This is a genomic window from Pyrobaculum ferrireducens (genome assembly GCF_000234805.1).
GTDB classification, from domain to species: domain Archaea; phylum Thermoproteota; class Thermoprotei; order Thermoproteales; family Thermoproteaceae; genus Pyrobaculum; species Pyrobaculum ferrireducens.
Map to the genome: position 1 here is coordinate 1,244,262 of NC_016645.1, position 20,256 is coordinate 1,264,517.

Consider the following 20,256-nt stretch of genomic DNA (forward strand, 5'->3'; position numbering starts at 1 on the left):
TGGGGGTAAAAATAGGTGGGCCCGCCGGGATTTGAACCCGGGATCACCCGCGCGTCAGGCAAATGCGGGGCTCCGCCCCTGGGCATCCTACCGCTAGACTACGGGCCCGTTCCCCCTTACTCCACTATTTTTAAGTTTTTCCCTATGTGGTGGGTTGTCTGTCTCTTCGGCGCTACGGAGGATTTTTTAAACTGGATGTACGGCGTGTACATGGCGTCTGTGTTGGCGGTGCTGGGGGTTCACGCCAACGTGTTGAGGAGGTACGGCGTGTCTCCGGAGGAGGATGTTGAGGCCGCTGTTTCGAAGCTGGCGGCCGCGGCGCCTCACATAGCCCACTTCTTGAGAGAGGTGAGCAGGTTCGGCGGGTTGTAGCGCGTGTTTTTCCGGGGGTGAAGTTTTAAATGTCTCCGTGTTGTATATGACGGGTGACGAGAGGCGGTGGGAGATTGGTGATCGGGGATTTGAACGCTGATATATGTTGTCTATTTCTACGTGGATCTCGTTGTTAGAATTTCTCGGGGGAGGGCCTTGGAGCTCCGCGGGGGCGGCGTTAGGCTGGGGTCTAGCTTTGTGCCTGGTGAGGTTGAGGTGAGGTGGGACGGGGTATACGTCGGGGGTAGGCTTCTTGTCTTTAGGCGGGCTTTGAAGTGTCCCGTGAAAATCGGCGGTGCGTATCTCTGCGGGGAGCCGGCGGAGGTGCCCCGCTTCTTCTACAGGGAGGTGTTTACAGAGGGGCTTGGGGAGAGGTTGCGGCTGGCTGAGCTCTTCGCCACCGACAGGCTAAACGGGGGTGACTGCCTCGCTGAGTATCTCTACGCCTTGGCGAGGGGGGCGCCGTTCCTCTGGTCTATCTACAGGAGGGGGCCTGTGGAGAGGCCGCGGAGGTGTGGCGAGGTGCTGGGGGTGCTGGTGTCGCGGGGGCTTAGGGAGCGGGTGGCGTACGAGCCCCCCGCGCTGGGGCGGGCCGCGGGTGCTCTCCTGGGTCTGCTTCGTTTCTCGGAGGCGTTGGGGCTTGTGGAGAGGTCGTGGCTGGGGCTGGCGGTGGCTCTGAGGTACGGGATCTACGGCGCCCTGCGCTGGGACCTACCGCGGTCCCCCGACATGTGGTTGCTTCTCTTTGGGATATACGCGGCTCTTGACCCCGTCGTGGTGCCCGGCGGCGTGGCTCTGGATCTGGGTCTGCTGAGGGCGCTTCCCTACATAGTGGCGCGGGTCTTGGGGAGGTGGGTGGTTGCCTTCAACGTGGCGGGTCTCCGCATGGCGGCGGGGAATATCAACATGATGGTGGACGGCGGGCGGAAGAGGGCGCGGTACGCGTCGTGTGACGGGGATAGGTGCGTCGTGGGGGACCTCCACTTCAACATATGTGTGGAGCTGGAGTGCGGGGTGTTTAGGACTTGGGATTTTGAGTTTAAGGGGCCGGTTAAATGCCGCGACCTCGCCCTCCCCTACGTGGCGGTGGAGCCTTGTAAATAGTTTAAGTTAATGTATATAAACGCGGTGGTTTCATCCATCAACGTGCCTAAGATACCTGTGAAGGTGGTGACCTTCGACGAGATTGTAGAGTGGAGCAGGCAGCTGGCGGCTAAGATAAGGGAGAGCGGGTGGCAACCCGACGTAATTGTGGCCATCGCCAGGGGGGGCTTCGTCCCGGCGAGGCTTCTCTGCGACTGGCTGGGGGTTAGCGACTTGGTGAGCATCCAGGTGGTGCACTGGCCCTCCGCGGCGCAGGTGGCGGAGAAGGCGTATGTGAAGTACCCGGTCTCGGTGGATCTGCGGGGGAAGAGAGTGCTTATAGTAGACGACATAGTTGACACGGGGGACAGCGTAGAGCTCGCGAAGAGGAGCGTAGAGGAGTGTTGTAACCCTGCCGAGGTGAGGACAGCGGCTCTGCAGGTTATTACAAGCGTAGCCAAGATAATCCCCGACTACTACGCCGTCGAGGTCAGGGAGTGGGTGTGGTTCGCCTATCAGTGGAACGCGGTGGAGGACGCCGCCGGCTTCATTATGAAGATTGTGAAGGAGACTGGGAGGGCTGAGTGGTGCCTCGACGAGTTGATACAGGCGCATATGGAGTGGTACGGTTGGGAGTATGTAGAGAAGAGGTTTGGCTATATACTGTACGCCCTGGATATGTTGAGCAGGAGGGGCCTGGTCAAGGTGGGCCGGTGCCGCTCCGCCTGACGTCGCGGTAGAGGAGGACCGGCACCACGTCGCCCTTCTTCACCCCGCCCGGTGGGATGAGTGCAAGACCCCCGGCCTCCGGCTCGGTGAAGGAGTGGTGCTTAACCTTTATCGGCTTGGCGTAGAGCTCCCCCTCGCCCGGCTCTATCTTTACCCTCACCACCTGGGCCATCTCCCCATGGACGTCTTGGGTGACGGTGGCGTATACCCAGCCCAGCCCCGGGGGCCTCGTTACGTTGGCCATGTGGCGGAGGACTGGCTCCACTATTCTAATCACGCCGTGGAGGGCGCTGATTGGGTAGCCGGAGAGGCCGAAGACGGGCTTGCCGCCGACAACAGCCACGCTTGTGGGCCTGCCGGGCTTCATCCGGAAGCCCCTCAGCCCGCCGAAGCCCAGCTTGTAGAAGTGGTCTATCTCGCTGGGGCCGGCGCCCCCCGTTATTATCACCGCGTCGTACTCGGCTAGGAACTTGTCAACGACGGCCCTCACCTCTTCGTGTCTGTCGCTGGCCACCACCTTCTCCCTCACCTCTACATACGGCATGTACGTCTGGATGTACCAGGCGACTAGGGAGGCCGTGGACTCAATGACTTTCCCCTTCATCACCAGCTCCGCGGCGGTGTCTGGGTCGATGGGCGGGACGATGAGCTCATCCCCCGTCGCCACTATGCCCACCCGCACCTTTCTGTAGGCGTATATCGTAGTGATCCCGACGTCGAGCAGACCGACGACGTCGAAGGGCGTCACCACCGTGCCTTGGCTGAGCATGACGGTCCCTCTGCGGACGTACGATCCCGGAGGGTCTGCATTTGCGTATTTTTCATACCTCGCCTTGACCACCACGTACTCGCCATCTCGCTCCACCGCCTCCTCCGGCACCACGGCGTCTGCGCCGTCTGGAAGAAAGGCCCCCACGGTAACGTAGACAGCCTCCCCGCTTCCAACGGCCAGATCTCCTCTGTACTGGCCCACCAGCACGGTGCCGATCACTCTAAATCTGCCGGGGGTGGCCTCCGAGTTCACGGCATAGCCGTCGTAGGCGGCCCGGGGCTTTGGGGGGTAGTCGTGGGGGGCTACGACATCCCTCGCGGCCACTCTCCCCGCCGCGTCCCAGGCGGCGACTTTCTCAACATCTGTAACTCTCTTGATTTGTGGGAGGATTTCCGCCACCCTCGCCACAGGGTTGAGCCCAGATAAGTACCTCATGTAGAGTGGTCTGTGACCGGCTAATAAATATTAGCAGGGGCTCCTGCGCGATCTTTTTGGCGAGGCCGGGGCCGCCGGCTGGGGGAAGATTTTTAAAACGGCTTGTGGGGGTGTGTGGGTGATGCTGTCAGGGTTACGGCGAGTGGTGACCGGAGGCGCTACGGCTGATATTTTTATATAAGGGGGGTAGGGGTGGGTGTCATGGGTAGGCGTAGGAGAAAGAGGAAAGTTTTACTTAGGCCGAAGAAGACCCTCCCGAAGATCTTTACCTGTCCCCACTGCGGGGCGCAGCTAGTCTCTGTCAAGAAGACGGAGAAGGGGTATCTGGTGATCTGCGGCAACTGTGGGCTGAGGCACGAGTTTGAGGAGAGGGCTGGGTGGATGCCGGTGGATTACTACAACGCCTTTGTTGACCTCTACCTAGAGGGGAGGATAGCCCCGCCGCAACAACAGGCGGGCCCCGCGGGGGAGGCGGCCGTGGAGGAGGCGGAGGAGGGCGATGAATCTCTATGAGTACTTACTAGAGGGGGTTAAGCATTTTACGTTGATTGACCCCGACAAGTCCGTCGACTATCTAAAAATCGCGAGGCACGCCCTGGAGGCGGGGACCGACGGGATACTTGTTGGCGGCTCGCTGGGGATTAAGGAGGAGCAGATGTCCCGGGTGGTTAGGGACATCAAGACTGTTGCGAACGTGCCCGTTGTGCTTTTTCCAGGCTCTTTGACGCAGCTCACCGACGCGGCCGACGGGGTGCTGTTCCTAAGCGTATTGAACTCCCTCGACCCCTACTTCATCGTGGGGGCCCAGGTGCAGGCGGCGGTGTTGATAGCCAAGCACTACCCCGGGCTTGAGGTCATCTCCACGGCGTATGTAATTGTGGGGGACGGCGGCGCGGCTGGCTTCGTCTCTATGAGCAAGCCGATTCCCTACACGAGGCCTGACATCGCCGCGGCGTACGCCCTAGCCGCGAATTACATTGGCTTCAAGGCTGTGTACCTCGAGGCCGGTAGCGGGGCGCCTCAGCCGGTGCCCCCCGAGATGGTGCGCGCCGCCAGGAGGGCCTTCCCGCGGGTTTTAATCGTGGGCGGGGGGATTAGGAGCGGCGAGGCGGCGAGGGCCATCGCCAGGGAGAGGCCCAACGTGGTGGTCACGGGGACTCTGGCGGAGGAGGCTCCCGAAAAGCTGGGCGATATAGTGAAAGCGGTTAAGAGGCCCTAGGCCTTCAGCTTCGTCCTCCTCCAGTGCCTCCTGGCGGGGGATCTTGTCACTCTCCTCTTGGTCTTCGCCACGACCCACACTGGCGGGTTTCGGTTGGAGTTCAACGCGGCGGCGAGCCTCAGCTTCTTGCCGAGGGGCTTGTTCCTGGCCATGCCACCGGCTTAAAATACTGCTTATAAATCTTGTGGCCTAAAGCTTGAAGCGGTACTCCCTCCGGGTTTGGCTGTATACGCTCTCCAAGATTTTTTTCAAAGTGGCGTCGTCTATGGGCACCTTCACCCTACCCGATGCGGCTAGGCTTATGAGCTGTTGCTCTAGGGCCTCCGCCAGCTCTGGCCTCACCACCTTGATGTTGTCAAGCCTCGCCAAGGCCTCCGGTGTCAAGATCTGCTTCAACGCGGCCCGCCTCTGCGCAGCCGCTATCTGGGCCTGCCGCTCCAGCTCGGCCTTTTTCTGGAGCTCCTCCAGTTTCCTCCTGCGGATCTCCTCAATCTCCCTGTCTTCGAAACCCTCTCCGTCCATTACTCCTTGGGCGGCGCTACGTACTTGGCGAGCTCCGGCCTAGCCTTCACCAAGTCCTTAGCTATCTTTGTGACTAGCCTGTCCACTAGAGAGCGGCCCTCCGGCGTCAAGACCCTCCCCTTCTTAGTCCTCGCCACGAGGCCTGCCTGCTCTAGTTGCTGTAGTATCTTTCTAATTACTGCGCCGCCTGCCTTTCTGGTCCTCTCCGGCCTGGTCTTGTCGCCGATTTTCGCCCTGTATCCATACGCAGTCCTCAAACTGCCCACCCCAACGGGCCCGTGTATGTATAGCTTCCTCATGAGGGAGGCGGCTCTTACGTACCACCAGTCGGCGGACATGGGAGGCCTCTCCTTGTTGGCGCCGGTCTTGACGAAAGGCGCCCACACTGGCGGCTTCACCTGCGGCACGTTTTCCTTTATGTACCTGGCTAATTCGCTTATCAACTGATCCGCTGGCACGTCCTTAACGGAGGGCATAGGCGCCCTACACACCTCAATATAAAACCTTTACGCCCCCCCGCCCGGCGCGTTGGCGGGGGAATAATTTTATATACCCAACGACGGTGGGAGTCGTCATGAGGTTTTGCCCCAACGACAGGAGTCTGCTAATCCCCGTGAGGAAGGGGGACAGGACTGTGCTGAGGTGTCCTAAGTGCGGCTACGAGGAGGACGCGTCTAACGCCCAGGGGCGCTACCAGAGCAAGACAGTTGTGGAGAATAGGAACACCGTCATCGTCTTGGCGGATAATGCGACCAACCTGCCTAGGGTTAAGACTAGGGGGTGTCCCAAGTGCGGCCACGACGAGGCGTATTTCTGGGTTCAGCAGACGAGGGCGGCTGACGAGCCGCCTACCCGCTTCTATAAGTGTACTAAATGCGGCCACACCTGGCGTGAGTACGAGTAATATCGGGCGTCTCGCTAAGTTTTTAAAAACTGGGCGGTAGATATGGACATGTCTAAGCCCGTCCTGACTTATATGGACGCCAAGGAGTTCGCGTACATAGTTGACTCTATAGCTGTGTTGGTGGAGGAGGCCAGCTTCGTGGTTAGGGGGGACGGCCTCTATCTCAGAGCTCTCGACGCCTCGAGGACCGCCATGGTGGATTTAATCATGCCGAAGGAGGCTTTCGAAGAGTTTCCAGAGGTGGATGAGCTTAGGTTCGGCCTCAATTTAAAGGATCTCAAGAAGTTGCTTAGGAGGGTGAAGAAGGGAGATAAGATATCTATGGAGTTTGAGGAGGGGAGGCTGAGGATTAAGCTGGTCGGCAAGTCGGTGCGCTCCATCACCTTGCCCTCTATCGAGGTGGTGGGGGAGGAGTTGCCCACGCCTAAGGTGGTGTACACCGCCATGGTTAAGACCGCCAGCGACATCTTGGCTTCGGCTATTAAAGACGCCGACGCCGTGGCGGACGAGGTTAAGTTCGACGCCACTGAGGAGGCGTTTGTGATAAGCGCAACCAGCGACAAGGGGGAGGTGGAGGTGAGGCTGGAGAAGAACAGCGAGTTGGTGTACGAATTCGACGTGAAGGAGCCGGCATCCGCCAGGTTCTCCCTGGAGTACCTAGTGGACATTGTGAGCAGGTCTTCGAAAATCAGCGACATAGTCACCGTGGAGCTCGCCACCGCCAAGCCGGTGCACCTCACCTTCGACATACCGGCTGGGGGGAGGATAGCCTACTTCGTCGCGCCGAGGGTGGAGTGATTATCGAGGTATTTTTCCGCAACTTCTACCGAAACTACGCCAGGTTTGAAATCGACGCGGTGGAGAGGAGGGAATTCGCCTTTCAGCCGTTCGGCGGGGGCATGGTGAGGCACAAGTCCTTCAAGTCGCTGGAGGACTTGAGGAGGTTCGTGGTGGAGAAGACTCCGAGGCATATATACCACTCCGTGGCGTATTACGAGAGGCCGGGCGAGGAGGATATGGAGGGGAAGGGCTGGCTGGGGGCGGACCTTGTCTTCGACATAGATGGGGACCACCTAGACACAGAGGCGTGCAGAGGAGCCACCCTGGTGACTCTCCAGTGCCTAGAGGACGCCAGGGAGGAGGCGAATAAGCTGGTGGACGTACTGAGGGAGGAGCTGGACCTAAAGCCCGCTAGGATAGTGTTTTCGGGGAACAGGGGCTTCCACATCCACGTCTCGGGCGAGGAGGTGCTTGGGCTTGGGGCTAGGGAGAGGAGGGAGTTGGTGAACTTCCTAAAGGCTGGGGGGTTCGACCCGTCGAGGTTTGAGGCTAGGCTCGGCAGGAGGAGGATTGTTCTCTACGAGGAGGTGCCCGTGGGGAGCCTCTTAAGGATCCGGCAGGGGGTTGAGGACCCCAGGGCGCTTAGGGTTGAGATAGACGAGGTGGTGACGCAAGACGTCCACCGCCTCATCAGGGCGCCGGGGTCTATCAACGGGAAGACGGGCCTCGCCGCCATCCCCCTCGCGTTGAGAGACTTGGAGAGGGGGGCGGAGGACATCGTCGAGAGGGCCGTGGCTTTTCGCAAGGGCCACCTGAGGTTTAGGTTTGAGAAGGACTTCCGCGGCGCTGTGTTGTTTGAAAAGGTGGAGGCGGGGGCTGGGGATTTCAAGGTGTTGCCGGCCTACGTGGCGATATATTTAGAACTCCAGGGATTTGGAAAGATACATGATTGAGAAGATCAGGCTGTGGCTCTCTGCGGAGCTTAACTCGCGTATACTTTCCGACCCGCCGTTCAGCTCATATGCAGAGGCCGCCGAGCAGTTTCTAAGAGAGTTGCAGAACGCCCCCCTCCCCCAGGGCGTGCTGGATCAGGTAAAGGAGCAGGTGTCGGCCGCCTTGCTCACAATTATGGAGCTGAGGTTGAGGAAGATCGTCTGGGAGCTGGGGCAGGCGAGGGTGCCGAGCAGAGTCACGGCAGAGGAGGACAGGCTCATCAGGCCGCTTGTGAAAATTAGACAAGCCGGCCCCCAGAGGAAGAGGGCGCAGGAGTACGTGGTGGTGCAGTTTCTAGTGGATCACCCCACCATAGTGACGGAGGACTTCGTCCAGGTGGGGCCGTTTACGCGGGGGGATCTGGCCAAGTTGCCTCTTAGAGACGCCAAGGACCTCGAAGAGCGTGGGGTGGCTAGGCGTTTTCTAGGCGCGTAAAATTTAAATCACCACCAGTTGCCCAGGGCCATGAAGTTTCCCAAGAGCGTCAATGTGTACTGCCCCCGTTGCAACGCCTACACTAAGCACAGTGTTTCCAACTACCACGCCGGCCAGAGGCGCAGTTCGGCTGAGGGCCAGAGGAGGTACGAGAGGAAGCTTAAGGGCTACGGCTCGACGCCGAAGCCGAAGCAGAAGCGCTTCGCCAAGATAAATAAGAAGGTGACGCTGGTCTTTACATGTAGCAAATGCGGCTACAAGCTGGTCAAGACCCTGGGCAGGATGAAGAAGGTGGAGCTGGTGTAGTATGCCCGTCAGATTCAGCAGAGTCCTAATACCGCAACCCAAGTCCAAATTTATTAAGATTAGGTGTCCCGACTGCGGCAACGAGCAGATTACCTACAGCCACGCCGCCATGGTGGTGCGTTGCCTAGTCTGCGGAAGGGTGCTCGCGCAGCCCACGGGCGGTAAGGCGAGATTCGCCGGCCACATAGTCAAGATTCTAGAGTAGTAAAGGGATTTATAACCACCCCAACTCCCCTATTATGCGCCTCGTCAAGAAGGAGTTTCCAGACGTAGGCGAGGTGGTGATAGGCACGGTGAAGAAAATTGCAGAACACGGCGCCTATGTATACCTCGACGAGTACGAGCTAGAAGCCTTCGCCCCTACCCAGGAGATTATCCAGTCCTGGTTCCACTCTATTAGGGACTATGTCAAGGAGGGCAACAAGACTGTGTTTAAGGTGATCAGCGTCAACCCCAAGATGAGGGTTGTCGAGGTGTCGCTGAAGCGCGTCCGCGTCGACGAGAAGGAGAAGAAGCTCCTCCTATACCGCCACCGGGTCAGGACGCTGAAGCTCTTGGAGATTGCCATGAAGAAGCTGGGCAAGACCCAGGAGGAGGCCCTTAAGACGATGTGGTACCTCGAGGAGCAGTTCGGCGACCCCTTCAAGGTGTTTGAGGAAGTCGTCAAGACGGGGCCCCAGGTGCTGGACGACTTGGAGCTCGACCCCAAGCTTAAGGAGGCCATTGTCGAGCTGGCGAGGCAGCAGATAGAGATACCCCCCACGAAGATTTCTGGAATAATAAAGGCGGTGAGCGTCGAGGGAGACGGCGCCGAGAGGATAAAAGCCGCACTCGCCGAGCTAGCCAAGGCCATACAGGAGAAGTACCCGCAAATCTCGGCGAAGATATACGTGGTGGGGCCGCCCCGCTACAGAATCGACATCGTAGGACAGCAACCAAAACAGGTGGAGGCGGCGTTTACAGAAATCACAAATCTCCTACAGACACTTCAAAAGAAGTACAAGGTGATAACCACCGTACAGCGCATCGAGCAATGAGGTCGTTGCTGAGGCGCTGCGCCAACTGCGGCGCCTACACCCTCTCCAAGGAGAGGTGCCCCCGGTGCGGAGGGCCCGTGAGGGTCCCCCACCCCCCTAAATACTCGCCAGAGGACAAGTATCAGAAGTATAGAATACTCCAGAAGCTGGCGACGGGGCAGCTCCCAGTGAGGGAGGACACCAGGGAAAAGATTTTGAAAGACCTCACGACGTGACTTGATACACGACAACCCAGCCGTAGGGCTTAGATACGTACACAAGCCTCAGCGGCGCCGTGTGCGCCGTCACGAAGGGGATGTCTTCGGTCCTCCCGGTGAGTGGATCCACCACGACCTCCACACCTTTCTGAGTCCAGCCTTGTATGACGTAGGTAGCCACGCCCTGGAGCTTCTGCGGGACGTCCACTGGCAGATACACATTCCCGCCGGTTACTTTCAAAGCTCTGAAAGAGGTGAAGGTGTCGCCGCGCTCCACGCCCTCAAAAACCCAAGGCAGGTACTGGCTGGCGTTGCCGTAGATGGGGAACAGCCTCTCCTTCGAGAAGAGCATTGCGTAGAGCGTCCGGTTTAGATTTAGAGGCACGGGGAAGTAGTAGCCCCCAATTGTGAAGTAGGCGTATGAGCCAGGGGGCGGCCCTGGGTACGACATAACTCTAGTATATATGAAGTCCTCGGCGCTCACGCCCGCGGGGACGCCGAGAACCGCCTCCGCCTCTTTCTTAACATTTTCAAGCGCGATGCGCGTCATCCAGTACGACTTCAGAAAGTCCCCACCGGCGGGGTTCTCGTGGATCAACACGGGCGCTTGGCCTATCTGCAGATTTATTGGGTAGATGGCAAATGGCATAATTGCGAGGATGTACTTGGTGCCGAATTCCCTGCTGAATATATTGGCGCCTATCTGCGGAGGCGCCATCATCCCGAGGCCGATCTTCCCAATCTGCGTGGCGTTTATAGTGGAGTTGTCCGCGAGGCTAGTCTTGTTCCCCACTACAGATATCCAGTAGCCGTAGTCCCACCACGAGGCCACCGGCTCGTAAGGCGGCAACCTCGTCTTTAGCCACATCAACGCGTCGAGAAAGTCGTCGCTGGGGTAGGGGGACGCCACTGCGGACATCACGATCTGGGTGGGTTGCGTCGCCACGCTGGCGCCCGACACCAACACCATCACCATAGACACGACGGCGGCGAGGAGCATCAGCGGCCCCAGCCTCCTGCTATCTAGCAGCTTCACAACGCCAAGCGCCGCGGAGACCGTTGCCACCGGCGCCAGCAGGACTAGAAGACGGACCATCGTAGCAGCGGCGTATCCTGCCGTGGCTAGGTAAGTTAAGGCCAGCAGGCCGCCGGGGGTGAAGAGGTAGGGGACGGACACAATTATGAAGGGCAGTATTGGGCCGTATCTAATAAGTATTTGGTAGAACTGGGTTGTGCTGTGCTCCGCGACGCTGGCCACAATTGCCGATCTGCCGAAGGGCAGGAGTGTGGCTAGGAACTTGCCGCCGATCAGCCCCGCGGCTATTGCCCCCACGAAGACGCCTATGCCCGCGAGGGTGACTGCGAGTATCAGCCAGATGTACCTCCTAAGGAGCTCCGTGGCGCGGGACACGCCGAGCCGCGTATCTAGGGCCCAGACAGCCGCCGCGGCGAGCAGGCCGAACGTGGGTAGTATGTTGAAGGCGCCGGTGAGGCTAGCTACGCCGTAGCGTGGGATCGTCGCCACGAGAAATGCGTAGACGACGTAGAACAGTAGGTAGGACAAGAAGAGGTTTCTCGTGCTGAAGGGTAGAGCCGGCGCCTGGGGCTGTGGTTGCTGCCTCTTTCGCCCCCTGGGTGCCTCCTCTCTCCTAGTGAAGGCTAGTTTAAGGAAGTAGTATGTCGGCAGAACCAGGGCGTAAAGGCCCGCCAGGTTCCAGATGTAGAAGTGGGCTCCCCAGGTCCACGCGATGTACCCCAGCGCAACTCCGGCTAGGGCGCCCATCCACGGCCTTTTCAAGCCATCGATTAGGAAGGCGAGGCCTAGGGGTATGAGGAAGAGGCTTATGGGCTCGTCGTCGAACCACGCGGCGACCCCCCTCTCGATGTAGGCCGGCATGAAGGCCACTAGGAGGGCCGTCACTAGCCCCACTCTGACGCCGCCGTTGGGGACGCCCAGCTCGCTCCCCACTCTGTACCCGAGGTAGAAGGCGGAGAAGACAGCCAGCGCGTTCATGATGGCGGGGGCGGCGATAACCGCGTGCCACAGATCGACGCCGAAGGGCCTCAGGATTGAGTAGACGAAGAGGCCGTAGAAGGAGGTGCCGGGGAGGAGGACCTTCCCCCAGTCGATGCCGTAGGGGTACCAGAACTGGGTGAAGTGGGCCCCGGACCACCACCACCCCACTCCGTGTTCAAGAGTGTATCTGGCTAGGTAGTAGCGTATATACGGGTCAAACTCGTCCAGCCACCACCCCCAGAGGTACACCCTGTACATCCTCACGTAGAGAGCCATTGCGAATGTCGCAAGCAGAGCCGGTATGACCAGCAGTATCTTCTCTCTTCGATCCATGAAGCGGCAGAGGGGGGCTCTATATATCTTTAACTCACTTACACAGGCGGCCCTACGCCCTCCTCCTAGCCCGCAGAAGCCCCACGGCAATTTTTATAGGTCTCCTCTCAAGAGGAGACATGCACTTGGGGCATATGCCTCCCCACATCTTCAACACAGCCTCCACAGTCTTCGGCTCCTCGCCCCTGTAGAGGACAAAGCCGCAAGAGTCGCACTTCACAACGTACACCAACCCATACCCCGGCCCCGGTTATTAAAAGTTTGTGTATATTACCAGCATATAGATGCCCCCGCGCCACTGTCTCAAGGCGCCCCACGGAGCCCAGGCCGAAGCCGAGGCGCGCCCAGATAGCCGCCCGGAGGCGCCTCCGCCGCCCAGTCCCCCGCGCGAGGTTGCTGTCTTCAAATCGGGGGAGCGCCTAAACCATGCAGACGTCAGATGTCAATGGGGACAGACGCCTAAGGAGGACGGCGTTCCACAAGGAGAGTCAGGGGTGTTTGTTGCCGCATAGGGACGCCCTTACCCCGTCGTGGTAGGTGAAGGACAGGGCGTCTATCTCGTCTTCCTCCAGCTCTGGGTATTTGTCCCTTAGCCAACGCCTGGACCAGCTCGCCGAGAGCTCGTCGACGAGCCTCACCTCGCCGCAACCCAGGAGGGAAGTTGCCTTCTTCACGTCTACATACGGCGACGAGCCGATGTGGACCTCGACGCCGTCTATCCCCTTCAAGATCTTCTCCACGGCGCCCCAGTCCAGCACTGCGTGCAACAGGGGTGTCCCCCTCCACACGTAGGCCAGCCCGTTTTTAGAGGCGCCTAGGTCGACTCCCAGCTTCCCCCCGCCCAGCACCCGGGGTATGGAGGTGAAGAGCTCAGTGGCGACACACCGGTAGTCTCCGCAGTGCAGAACCACCTCCCCCCTCTCCCTGAACCCCGCGTCCACCACAGTGACGTCCCCCCTCTCAAACAAGCCTACTTCAAATGCAATTCTCCTAACCACGTCGTAGATCCCCCTCCGCCCGATGTAGCCCAGCCTCAACGTGTGTGGTAAAGTCTATAAATAAATAGTTGAAGACGCCACGTGAAGATGCTGAGAGCTCTGCTGGCGAAGGCCGCGCGGCGCCCCCTGGCGCTGTGCGACGTAGGCGACGTCGACGGGCTGGCGTCGGCGGCGTTGTTCAAGAGGAGGTATCCAGAAGGCGTAGTGGTGCTGATGGCCCCAAGCGAAGTGAAGAAGTGGTGGGTCAAGGCCCTGACGTGGGACTTCGTCGCAGACCTGCCGTGCCCCGGCAGGGCCAGGGTGAGGGCCGACCACCACCTCACCAACAAGCCGTGCGCCGAGGTGGAGCACTACGACCCCGGCGCCCCCGCCGCGGCCCTCCTCGCCGCCAGGGCCCTCGGGCTCGACGGAGACGCGGTAGCCCGGGAGCTGGTCGAGGCCGCCGTGCAGACAGACACCGCCAACGTCACAGACAGGCGGGTGAGGTTGCTGGATCTCGCCGTGAGGTACGCGAGCGAGGCGGAGAAACACGCCGTAGTCGACATACTCGCCAAGAAGGGCCTCGCGGCTGTTGAGGAGGAGCCCTTGAAGAGCCTGGCGGAGAGAGGCCTCGAGAAGGACGACTTGATGCGCAGACTGGCGGAGGCGCTCCCCGGGGAGGAGAAGCTCTTCATATACTCGCCCAGGAGGCTCGGCATCTCCTACCGCGCCTTGACAATAGAGCTGGAGAAGAAGGGGGCAAGGTTCGTCAACATACTGGTGAGGAGGGGGTGGAGGACCTACCGCCTGTACTGCGGCGCCCATAGAGACAGCGGATACAACTGCGCCGAGCTCGCCGCGAAGCTGGGAGGCGGCGGGCATAAATACGCCGCCGGGGCCGTGATAAAGGCCTCCATCTACGACCCGGCAAGGCCCATATACACACTAGCCGAGTTGGTGAAGCCGGAGGTGGTCTACGTCCTCGGGAGATGTGAAGGTTTAAAACTGCCTTGTAAAGAGGTGACGATGATGAGCAGAGGTTCACGTGAGGGGTGAGCGGCCTTCAGCGGCTCTGAAAGAGAAATCCATATATTACAGCCCTAAGTGTGGGACGTGTGTGGCATATTTGGCGTAGTATTTGCAGAGAGGCCGGGGCGCCCCCTCGGCGAGATTCTGAGGAGGGGTCTCGAGAGGCTTGAGTACAGGGGGTACGACTCGGCTGGCGTCGCGGTGGTGGACAGGGGGCTTGTCGTGAGGAAAGACGCGGGGAAGGTGGCAGAGGTGGCGCGGCGCTACGGCTTCGACGCGTTGCAAGGCGTGGCGGGGCTGGCCCACACCAGGTGGGCGACTCACGGCAGGCCCGACCAGGTAAACGCCCACCCCCACGTAGACTGCGGCGGGGTGATAGCAGTCGTGCACAACGGCATTATTGAAAACTATGCGGAGCTGAAGGAGGAGCTGGCTAAGAGGGGCCACGTCTTCCGCTCGGAGACGGATACGGAGGTCGTCGCCCACCTAGTGGAGGAGTACAAGAGACAGGGCCTCGACACCTTCTCAGCGTTTAGGAAGGCGGTATCTAGGATAAGGGGGGCCTACGCCATTGCGCTGATAGACGCGGAGAACCCCCAGGTGATATACTTCGCCAGGCACCTCTCGCCTCTTATCATCGGTGTGGGGGACGGCTTCAACATCGTGGCCAGCGACATCCCCACGGTCCTCGACCACACCAAGAGGATAATAGCCGTCCGCGACGGGGAGTACGGCTACATAACCCCCACCGAGGTGTATATAGAGGCCGACGGGGTGCCGCAGGACGCCGCGTCGCGGGTGGAGGAGATCCCGTGGAGCGCCGAGATGGCCACGAAGGGCGGCTACCCCCACTTCATGTTCAAGGAGATATACGAGCAGCCGGAGTCCCTCGCCTCGACCGCCGCCGGTCTAGAGCCGGCGCGGCTGGAGGCGGCGGCCAACGCCCTCCTGGCGGCTAGGAACGTCTACATAGTGGGGGCCGGCACCTCCTACCACGCCGGGCTCATCCTGGCCCACCTCCTCCCCCGCCTGAAGCTGACGCCTGTGCCCATCGTGGCGTCTGAATACGCCGCGTACGAGCCGCTTTTCGACAAAGACGACTTCGCCATCGCCGTGTCCCAGTCGGGGGAGACGATAGACACCATAAAGGCGGTGAGGGCTATGAGGGAGAGGGGGGTGAGGGTGGCGGCGGTTACCAACGTGGTTGGGAGTACCCTCTCTAGGGAAAGCGACTTGGTGATATACACGAGGGCGGGGCCTGAGATAGGTGTAGCGGCCACCAAGACCTTCACCACGCAGGTGCTGACCCTCTCCGCCCTGTACGTATCCGCCCTGAGGTTGCTGGGCTACGACGTGGCAGAACGCGAGAGGGAGCTGAAAGCCGCCCCCGATCTCGCCAGGCGGGTCGTGGAGAAGACCGCGGGCACCGCCAAGGATCTAGCCAGGAGGCTGAGGCAGAAGCCCAGTGCCTACTACCTAGGCCGGGGGGCCGCCCTGCCGGTGGCCATGGAGGGCGCCCTCAAGCTCAAGGAGGTGGCCTATATACACGCCGAGGCCTACCCCGCGGGCGAGTCCAAGCACGGCCCAATCGCCCTAGTGGAGGAGGACTTCCCCGTGGTGTTCGTCTTCTCAGACCCAGCCACCCGGGAGAAGACACTGAGCAACGTCGCGGAGATGAAGGCGAGGGGCGCCTTCGCCATAGGCACAGTCCCCGCACGGAGCGACTACGCAAAGAAGCTGGACGTAGCCATAGAGGTGCCCGATGCCGGCGAGCTCACAGCCCCAATAGCCCACGTAATCCCCCTACAGATGCTCGCCTACTTCGCCGCCGTGGAGAGGGGCTACGACCCAGACAAGCCGAGAAACCTCGCCAAGACAGTAACAGTGGAGTGACATGAAAATCGCCCCAGTGGTCCTCGCGGGGGGGAAGCCAGGCGTCTTTGAAAAACTCACGGGGCCCCTCCCCAAGACCTACGTAAAGATAGGCGGGAGAAGGCTCTACCACTACGCCGCCGAGGCCCTGGCCTCTATCTTCGGCAAGGTGTACGTCGTCGCCCCGCACCCCGAGAAGCTCCCCTATACATACATCGAGGAGAGGGGCCAAGGCATCGAGCAGGCAATCGCCGCCGCGGAGTCCTACATAGGCGCCGAGAGCCACATACTCCTCGCCTACGGCGACGTCTACGTCGACCCCGCGGCGTACAGAGCCCTGGTGGAGGGCGCAGCCTCGGCGGGGGCAGACGGCGCAGTGCTGGCGGTTCCGAGGAGGGCGACCAGGGGATACGGTGTCCTCGAGACGAGGCCCGGCGGGCTCCTGGCAAGGATAGGCGGCGAGGGCCAGTGGATATTCGGCGGCGCCGCCCTCCTCCCCCGCGCCTTGGCAAAAGCGGCGGCGCAACGCGGCCTCTACGAAGCAGTGAACGAAGCCGCCGGCTCCATGAAAATCGCCGTGGTGCCCTGGAGCGGCGTCTGGCAGGACGTAAACTACCCAGAAGATCTCGTACAGTTGCTCGAATACACAGCCCCCAGACACACCTACATAGCGAGAGGCGCCAAGGTGAGCCCCACAGCCGTCGTGGAGGGCCCCGTCGTCATAGAGGAGGGGGCCGAGATAGACCACTTCGCCGTGGTGAAAGGCCCCGCCTACATAGGCAGAGGAGCCTTCATAGGAGCCCACGCCCTAGTCCGCAACCACGCCGACGTGGAGGAGGGCGCCGTGGTGGGCAGTAGCTCAGAGGTAAGCCACAGCCTAATATGCGAAAAGGCCACCGTAGGAAGGGCCTCCTTCATATCCTACAGCGTGGTGGGCCCCGACGCAGTCGTCGAGCCAAACGTAGTCACCATGTCAGTCCTGAGAGAAGGACGGGAGAGGCTAGAGCCAATAGAGGTAAGAGGCAGAACCTACTACAAACTCGGCGCCCTCATACCAAAAGCAAGCCGCGTCCAGTCAGGCACAGTCCTCCAGCCAGGCACAGGCTGGCACTAAACCCAACAGCCCCCACCCACGGCGGCACTCCACCGCCGACCACGACAAGCCCCTCACACCTATTCAAAAAGACACGCAACTCAGACTCCACCTTCCACAGGATACAGAAAACAGCCGGGCGGTGATGACTGGCTCGGCCTCTGACCTCTGAAGATAGGGTGTTGAACTGAGCCCGCCCGGCCATTCACACTATACACATCTATTTATAAGTCTTACCGCTCAGCCCCCCACGGAGGCCAAGCCACCACCAGCACCAAACTCCAAGAACCCACGCAAATCGACCCCCAAACCCCCCATCGATGGAGGAAATCGACCGAGCCACCTACCGCCGATGCAAGCCCCCCTCAACTTTATACCGTCATAAAATCCAAGAGGGTAAGTGAACAGAACCCCTCGGCGGCGCCCCACGGCTAGGCGGATCCCCCCCCCACAGCAAACAGCGTCAAGAACACCACAGCAACCACACGGCGAAGCCACAAAACAGAAACTTGTAAACAACTAGATCTCCACCTCAATGAAAGTAACTAAATGGTGGGGCCGCCGGGATTTGAACCTTATCCCAAGCCCCCACGCGGGGGCTTGACGGGATCACCGGCGCACTGGCGAGCGGGGCTCGGCCCCAGGCCGGCATCCTAGCCAGGCTAGACTACGGCCCCCCAGCGCCTGTGTATATGCCCCATGTTTATAAGTCTTTCGCCGTTGTGCCGGATCTCTGCGTGCTCAAAAAATTTAAAAACTAGATGCTATTCCCCGTACAGAGCCCGGTCGTCTAGCGGCCAAAGGACAACCCGGCTTGGGATGCGGGGCTCTGGACCCCGTGGCCCGTCGAGCCCCTTATGGGGCTCGGGCTAGGGTTCGAATCCCGGCCGGGCTACCACTTACTGTTTCTATCTGTGTGGAAATGCCTCAAAGGCGCTATACGGCGCCCCACATCTAAAGCTCTTCCTTATTACTGCACTAGCATAGTGACGCGTAGCTGGCATGGCGCTGTTCTACACATATTTACGGGACGTGGCCCGCGCTTAACAGCTTATATATTGCGGCTCTGTTGTCTCTGTGGAGCTGGCGGTTCCTGGCTCTCTGTTGGCTGTCTTGGCGTATGTGGTTCACATCTTTGGCTTTGTGCTGGCGGTTGTGGGGTGGGCGCAACAGGGCGTCTATCTACTCGTCGTTTCCCATCTGCTTATGCTATTTGGGATGGGCATGCTTTTTGTGGGGCTTTCGGGATATGGGAGGCTTGGCGCGGCGTTTGTACTGATGTCGAGTGTATTAAGCATCTACACGCGGTTTACTGTGTTTATATTTATGTCGCCGGCTTCTTTCTACACGGTGCTGGCGCCCGCGGGGCTGTTACTACTGTGGGTTGAGGTGGCCAAGAGGAGGGGGGCGTTGGCCAAGTCTCTAAGTATTCTGCTCCTCGCCAGCTTCGTCTCGACTACCCTCTCCTTGGTGGGGTACGTACTTGGGGTGAGGATCGTGCCGGCGCTCCCCCTCGCGTATCTACTCGAAGGCCCGTCGGCCAGGTAGCTGTTGCACCGGCGCGGTAGCGCCGCACCGGCGCATCATCAGACCGCGCCCGGCGTCGGGGGGCTTTCCGCGGAGGGGGCCGCGTGGATTACCAACGCCGCCTCTTCGGCAGAGCGGTTTAGGGCGGTATCGCCTCCGTTGCCTCCACGGGTGTGGGGGGCTGGCCTATGCCGACGGTTGCGCGGATGTGGGGCTCTGGTTTTTATAGCGGTTTTTATCTGGGGCTGTGGAGGTGGCTGTGGCGCAGATGCCTAGGTTTTCGCGGGTGGAGGAGGGGGTGGCGTGGTTGCTGGGGCGGGTTCCGCGGGTGGATCTGCTGGTGCTTCCGGAGTACTGGCTTGGGGCTAGGGCTCTGGAGGAGGGGGAATTTGGGCGGGTGGTGTCGGGGCTGGTGGAGGTGGCGGGGGTGGTCGGGGGTGTGGTGGTGGGAGGCGGCCTCGCGGTGAGGCGGGGCGGCGCCGTGGTGAACGTCTGCCCCGTGGTGGGGAGGGACGGCTTGTTGACGTGGGGGGAGAAGATCTTCCCCTCGGCGGCTACGGGGGAGAGGGGCTGGGTTTCGCCGGGGAGGCGGCTGGCGCTGTTTAGGGCTGGGGGGTTTGTAGTTGGCTGTCTGGTGTGTGTAGATCTGCTTTATCCGGAGCTCGTGCGGAGGCTGGCCTCCGCCGGGGCTGAGGTGCTGGTTAACCCCGCCAGCATTTCCGCAGATCGCCGGGGGCTGTGGAGGGCTGTGGGCTTGGTGCGGGCGTTTGAAAACTCGGTGTACGTCGCGGCGGCGCTTGGGACTGGCTACCGCTACGCGGATGGGCGGCCGGCGGCTGGGGGGTCCTACGTGGCTTCTCCCAACGGCGGGTTGGTGGACTTCGGCGAGGAGGCGGGGGTCTACACGGCGCGGATCAGCCGCTCGGAGCTTGACTACGCCAGGTCAAGGCGGCGCTACCTTGAGGACGTGGCTAGGGGGGCGCCGGAGGTTGACTTAAATACCCACGGCCTATAGGCGACGTGTCGTGCCCAATCTGCCTAAAGCCTGTGGGGGTCGTGGAGGTGGGCCTCCCGCGGCTGGGGCGGGTGGATAAGTACGACTTCGTGTCTGTGATTCGGATTTTCGACGAATATGTAGAGGGGCTTGGGGGGCTGGAGGAGTACAGCCACGCATTCATAATATGGCTCTTCCACGAGACACGGGGCGTCAAGCTGAAGCTGAGGCCCTGGGGCCGGGAAGACTTCCCAGAGGTGGGCATATTCGCCACGCGCTTTACCCAGAGGCCCAACCCCATCGCCCTCTCCATAGTCAAGATCGTGGAGGTGGACCCGCCGAGGCTCAGAGTCCTAGGCCTCGACGCGTGGAGCGGGAGCCCCGTGCTGGACATCAAGCCCTACGACCACCTCGACGTCGTCAACGAGTTCAGAACCCCCGACTGGTTCGAGGAGTTTTTCAAAGAGACACGCGGCGGCCTCCCCCGCTGGCTAGGCCCAAGCCGCTAGGGGCAACCGCGCACCCACCGCACACCCACGCCGCATTCACCCCCGGAGCTCACCCGTCTTTTAAAACAACAGGACTTCATGCGCCCACCTGCGATGTTGGGGAGTCCGACGTCTTCTAGAG

At 60.7% G+C, this 20,256-nt stretch carries 26 protein-coding genes and 3 tRNA genes; 20 read left to right on the forward strand and 9 right to left on the reverse strand.

All coding sequences use genetic code 11. From position 1 onward, the window contains the following. Positions 1–16: 16 nt before the first annotated feature. Positions 17–108 (reverse strand) — tRNA-Val (locus P186_RS06845). Between the two features lie 36 nt (positions 109–144). Between P186_RS06845 and P186_RS06850 the strand changes: the two genes are divergently transcribed. From P186_RS06850 to P186_RS06860, 3 genes are all read left to right on the forward strand, one after another. After that, positions 145–372 carry a hypothetical protein gene (locus tag P186_RS06850; RefSeq protein ID WP_014288718.1) on the forward strand — a complete coding sequence of 76 codons (228 nt, stop codon included), beginning with the start codon at positions 145–147 and terminating at the stop codon, positions 370–372. A 120-nt stretch (positions 373–492) separates the two neighbouring features. Beyond that, positions 493–1,476, forward strand: a complete 984-nt coding sequence (locus P186_RS06855) for a hypothetical protein (protein WP_014288719.1) — start codon at positions 493–495, stop codon at positions 1,474–1,476. Positions 1,477–1,518: 42 nt separating this feature from the next. Further along, a complete protein-coding gene (locus P186_RS06860; RefSeq protein ID WP_148682820.1) occupies positions 1,519–2,184 on the forward strand; it encodes a phosphoribosyltransferase in 666 nt (221 codons plus the stop codon). Here P186_RS06860 and P186_RS06865 read toward each other — a convergent pair. Beyond that, on the reverse strand, positions 2,156–3,391 hold the full coding sequence (locus tag P186_RS06865; RefSeq protein WP_014288721.1) for a molybdopterin molybdotransferase MoeA: 1,236 nt from the start codon (positions 3,389–3,391) through the stop codon (positions 2,156–2,158). The genes P186_RS06860 and P186_RS06865 overlap by 29 nt on opposite strands. 201 nt (positions 3,392–3,592) lie before the next feature. On the opposite strand from P186_RS06865, the gene P186_RS06870 reads away from it, so the two are divergent. Together P186_RS06870 and P186_RS06875 are read left to right on the forward strand one after the other, a co-directional pair. After that, the gene (locus P186_RS06870; protein ID WP_014288722.1) at positions 3,593–3,904 is read left to right on the forward strand and encodes a hypothetical protein; all 312 of its coding nucleotides are present in this window, start codon (positions 3,593–3,595) and stop codon (positions 3,902–3,904) included. After that, entirely contained in the window at positions 3,891–4,610 is a 720-nt protein-coding gene (locus P186_RS06875) for a phosphoglycerol geranylgeranyltransferase (RefSeq protein WP_014288723.1), read from the forward strand. The genes P186_RS06870 and P186_RS06875 overlap by 14 nt, the downstream gene beginning before the upstream one ends. Here P186_RS06875 and P186_RS06880 read toward each other — a convergent pair. From P186_RS06880 to P186_RS06890, 3 genes are read right to left on the reverse strand one after another with little or no spacing between them, the layout of a single operon-like run. Beyond that, positions 4,607–4,762 (reverse strand): 50S ribosomal protein L39e, encoded by a 156-nt coding sequence (locus tag P186_RS06880; protein WP_014288724.1) that lies wholly within the window; start codon positions 4,760–4,762, stop codon positions 4,607–4,609. The genes P186_RS06875 and P186_RS06880 overlap by 4 nt on opposite strands. Before the next feature lie 37 nt (positions 4,763–4,799). Then, positions 4,800–5,132: a DNA-binding protein gene (locus P186_RS06885; protein ID WP_014288725.1), complete on the reverse strand. Its 333-nt coding sequence runs from the start codon at positions 5,130–5,132 to the stop codon at positions 4,800–4,802. After that, positions 5,132–5,608 carry a 30S ribosomal protein S19e gene (locus P186_RS06890; RefSeq protein WP_014288726.1) on the reverse strand — a complete coding sequence of 159 codons (477 nt, stop codon included), beginning with the start codon at positions 5,606–5,608 and terminating at the stop codon, positions 5,132–5,134. The genes P186_RS06885 and P186_RS06890 overlap by 1 nt, the downstream gene beginning before the upstream one ends. Positions 5,609–5,706: 98 nt before the next feature. Between P186_RS06890 and P186_RS06895 the strand changes: the two genes are divergently transcribed. The 8 genes from P186_RS06895 to P186_RS06930 are packed head-to-tail and all read left to right on the forward strand — an operon-like array spanning position 5,707 to position 9,802. After that, positions 5,707–6,036 (forward strand): transcription factor S, encoded by a 330-nt coding sequence (locus P186_RS06895; protein ID WP_014288727.1) that lies wholly within the window; start codon positions 5,707–5,709, stop codon positions 6,034–6,036. A gap of 48 nt (positions 6,037–6,084) precedes the next feature. Further along, the gene (gene pcn / locus P186_RS06900) at positions 6,085–6,834 is read left to right on the forward strand and encodes a proliferating cell nuclear antigen (pcna) (protein ID WP_148682821.1); all 750 of its coding nucleotides are present in this window, start codon (positions 6,085–6,087) and stop codon (positions 6,832–6,834) included. Next, on the forward strand, positions 6,831–7,769 hold the full coding sequence (gene priS, locus P186_RS06905) for a DNA primase catalytic subunit PriS (RefSeq protein ID WP_014288729.1): 939 nt from the start codon (positions 6,831–6,833) through the stop codon (positions 7,767–7,769). Before pcn ends, priS begins: the two co-directional genes overlap by 4 nt. After that, on the forward strand, positions 7,762–8,244 hold the full coding sequence (locus P186_RS06910; protein WP_014288730.1) for a DNA replication complex subunit Gins51: 483 nt from the start codon (positions 7,762–7,764) through the stop codon (positions 8,242–8,244). The genes priS and P186_RS06910 overlap by 8 nt, the downstream gene beginning before the upstream one ends. Positions 8,245–8,274: 30 nt before the next feature. Further along, positions 8,275–8,550, forward strand: a complete 276-nt coding sequence (locus tag P186_RS06915; protein WP_014288731.1) for a 50S ribosomal protein L44e — start codon at positions 8,275–8,277, stop codon at positions 8,548–8,550. Position 8,551: 1 nt separating this feature from the next. After that, a complete protein-coding gene (locus P186_RS06920) occupies positions 8,552–8,755 on the forward strand; it encodes a 30S ribosomal protein S27e (protein ID WP_014288732.1) in 204 nt (67 codons plus the stop codon). Positions 8,756–8,789: 34 nt separating this feature from the next. Further along, on the forward strand, positions 8,790–9,587 hold the full coding sequence (locus tag P186_RS06925) for a translation initiation factor IF-2 subunit alpha (RefSeq protein ID WP_014288733.1): 798 nt from the start codon (positions 8,790–8,792) through the stop codon (positions 9,585–9,587). Further along, positions 9,584–9,802, forward strand: coding sequence for an RNA-protein complex protein Nop10 (locus P186_RS06930; protein WP_014288734.1), 219 nt, complete (start codon positions 9,584–9,586; stop codon positions 9,800–9,802). The genes P186_RS06925 and P186_RS06930 overlap by 4 nt, the downstream gene beginning before the upstream one ends. Here P186_RS06930 and P186_RS06935 read toward each other — a convergent pair. The 3 genes from P186_RS06935 to P186_RS06940 all read right to left on the reverse strand — a co-directional run bounded on the left by P186_RS06935 (position 9,792) and on the right by P186_RS06940 (position 13,171). After that, positions 9,792–12,134: an STT3 domain-containing protein gene (locus tag P186_RS06935; protein WP_014288735.1), complete on the reverse strand. Its 2,343-nt coding sequence runs from the start codon at positions 12,132–12,134 to the stop codon at positions 9,792–9,794. The genes P186_RS06930 and P186_RS06935 overlap by 11 nt on opposite strands. A gap of 52 nt (positions 12,135–12,186) precedes the next feature. Then, positions 12,187–12,363 (reverse strand): hypothetical protein, encoded by a 177-nt coding sequence (locus P186_RS14045; RefSeq protein WP_014288736.1) that lies wholly within the window; start codon positions 12,361–12,363, stop codon positions 12,187–12,189. Between the two features lie 259 nt (positions 12,364–12,622). Further along, the gene (locus P186_RS06940; protein ID WP_014288737.1) at positions 12,623–13,171 is read right to left on the reverse strand and encodes a hypothetical protein; all 549 of its coding nucleotides are present in this window, start codon (positions 13,169–13,171) and stop codon (positions 12,623–12,625) included. Positions 13,172–13,213: 42 nt separating this feature from the next. Here P186_RS06940 and P186_RS06945 point away from each other — a divergent pair, with 42 nt between their 5' ends. From P186_RS06945 to P186_RS06955, 3 genes are read left to right on the forward strand one after another with little or no spacing between them, the layout of a single operon-like run. Continuing rightward, complete coding sequence (locus P186_RS06945; RefSeq protein ID WP_014288738.1) at positions 13,214–14,167, forward strand: DHH family phosphoesterase; 954 nt, start codon at positions 13,214–13,216, stop codon at positions 14,165–14,167. A 57-nt stretch (positions 14,168–14,224) separates the two neighbouring features. Then, positions 14,225–16,033, forward strand: coding sequence for a glutamine--fructose-6-phosphate transaminase (isomerizing) (gene glmS / locus P186_RS06950; RefSeq protein ID WP_148682822.1), 1,809 nt, complete (start codon positions 14,225–14,227; stop codon positions 16,031–16,033). Position 16,034: 1 nt separating this feature from the next. Beyond that, entirely contained in the window at positions 16,035–17,126 is a 1,092-nt protein-coding gene (locus P186_RS06955) for a nucleotidyltransferase family protein (RefSeq protein ID WP_014288740.1), read from the forward strand. Positions 17,127–17,655: 529 nt separating this feature from the next. Here P186_RS06955 and P186_RS06960 read toward each other — a convergent pair. Next, a tRNA-Pro gene (locus P186_RS06960) sits at positions 17,656–17,782 on the reverse strand. A 102-nt stretch (positions 17,783–17,884) separates the two neighbouring features. Here P186_RS06960 and P186_RS06965 point away from each other — a divergent pair. The 4 genes from P186_RS06965 (at position 17,885) to tsaA (ending at position 20,135) form a co-directional block, all read left to right on the forward strand. Then, positions 17,885–18,003: transfer RNA gene (locus P186_RS06965), tRNA-Gln, on the forward strand. 179 nt (positions 18,004–18,182) lie between these two features. Continuing rightward, positions 18,183–18,653 carry a hypothetical protein gene (locus P186_RS06970; protein ID WP_014288741.1) on the forward strand — a complete coding sequence of 157 codons (471 nt, stop codon included), beginning with the start codon at positions 18,183–18,185 and terminating at the stop codon, positions 18,651–18,653. Between the two features lie 226 nt (positions 18,654–18,879). Beyond that, positions 18,880–19,647 (forward strand): carbon-nitrogen hydrolase family protein, encoded by a 768-nt coding sequence (locus P186_RS06975; RefSeq protein WP_014288742.1) that lies wholly within the window; start codon positions 18,880–18,882, stop codon positions 19,645–19,647. A 5-nt stretch (positions 19,648–19,652) separates the two neighbouring features. Continuing rightward, positions 19,653–20,135 (forward strand): tRNA (N6-threonylcarbamoyladenosine(37)-N6)-methyltransferase TrmO, encoded by a 483-nt coding sequence (tsaA, locus tag P186_RS06980; protein WP_014288743.1) that lies wholly within the window; start codon positions 19,653–19,655, stop codon positions 20,133–20,135. The last annotated feature ends 121 nt before the right edge of the window (positions 20,136–20,256 follow it).

Coding starts and splice junctions, on each gene's coding strand:
- P186_RS06850 (WP_014288718.1), top strand. CDS start 145: ATGTGGTGGGTTGTCTGTCTCTTCGGCGCTACGGAGGATTTTTTAAAC.
- P186_RS06865 (WP_014288721.1), bottom strand. CDS start 3,391: ATGAGGTACTTATCTGGGCTCAACCCTGTGGCGAGGGTGGCGGAAATC.
- P186_RS06870 (WP_014288722.1), top strand. CDS start 3,593: ATGGGTAGGCGTAGGAGAAAGAGGAAAGTTTTACTTAGGCCGAAGAAG.
- P186_RS06875 (WP_014288723.1), top strand. CDS start 3,891: ATGAATCTCTATGAGTACTTACTAGAGGGGGTTAAGCATTTTACGTTG.
- P186_RS06880 (WP_014288724.1), bottom strand. CDS start 4,762: ATGGCCAGGAACAAGCCCCTCGGCAAGAAGCTGAGGCTCGCCGCCGCG.
- P186_RS06885 (WP_014288725.1), bottom strand. CDS start 5,132: ATGGACGGAGAGGGTTTCGAAGACAGGGAGATTGAGGAGATCCGCAGG.
- P186_RS06890 (WP_014288726.1), bottom strand. CDS start 5,608: ATGCCCTCCGTTAAGGACGTGCCAGCGGATCAGTTGATAAGCGAATTA.
- P186_RS06895 (WP_014288727.1), top strand. CDS start 5,707: ATGAGGTTTTGCCCCAACGACAGGAGTCTGCTAATCCCCGTGAGGAAG.
- pcn (WP_148682821.1), top strand. CDS start 6,085: ATGTCTAAGCCCGTCCTGACTTATATGGACGCCAAGGAGTTCGCGTAC.
- P186_RS06910 (WP_014288730.1), top strand. CDS start 7,762: ATGATTGAGAAGATCAGGCTGTGGCTCTCTGCGGAGCTTAACTCGCGT.
- P186_RS06915 (WP_014288731.1), top strand. CDS start 8,275: ATGAAGTTTCCCAAGAGCGTCAATGTGTACTGCCCCCGTTGCAACGCC.
- P186_RS06920 (WP_014288732.1), top strand. CDS start 8,552: ATGCCCGTCAGATTCAGCAGAGTCCTAATACCGCAACCCAAGTCCAAA.
- P186_RS06925 (WP_014288733.1), top strand. CDS start 8,790: ATGCGCCTCGTCAAGAAGGAGTTTCCAGACGTAGGCGAGGTGGTGATA.
- P186_RS06930 (WP_014288734.1), top strand. CDS start 9,584: ATGAGGTCGTTGCTGAGGCGCTGCGCCAACTGCGGCGCCTACACCCTC.
- P186_RS06935 (WP_014288735.1), bottom strand. CDS start 12,134: ATGGATCGAAGAGAGAAGATACTGCTGGTCATACCGGCTCTGCTTGCG.
- P186_RS06955 (WP_014288740.1), top strand. CDS start 16,035: ATGAAAATCGCCCCAGTGGTCCTCGCGGGGGGGAAGCCAGGCGTCTTT.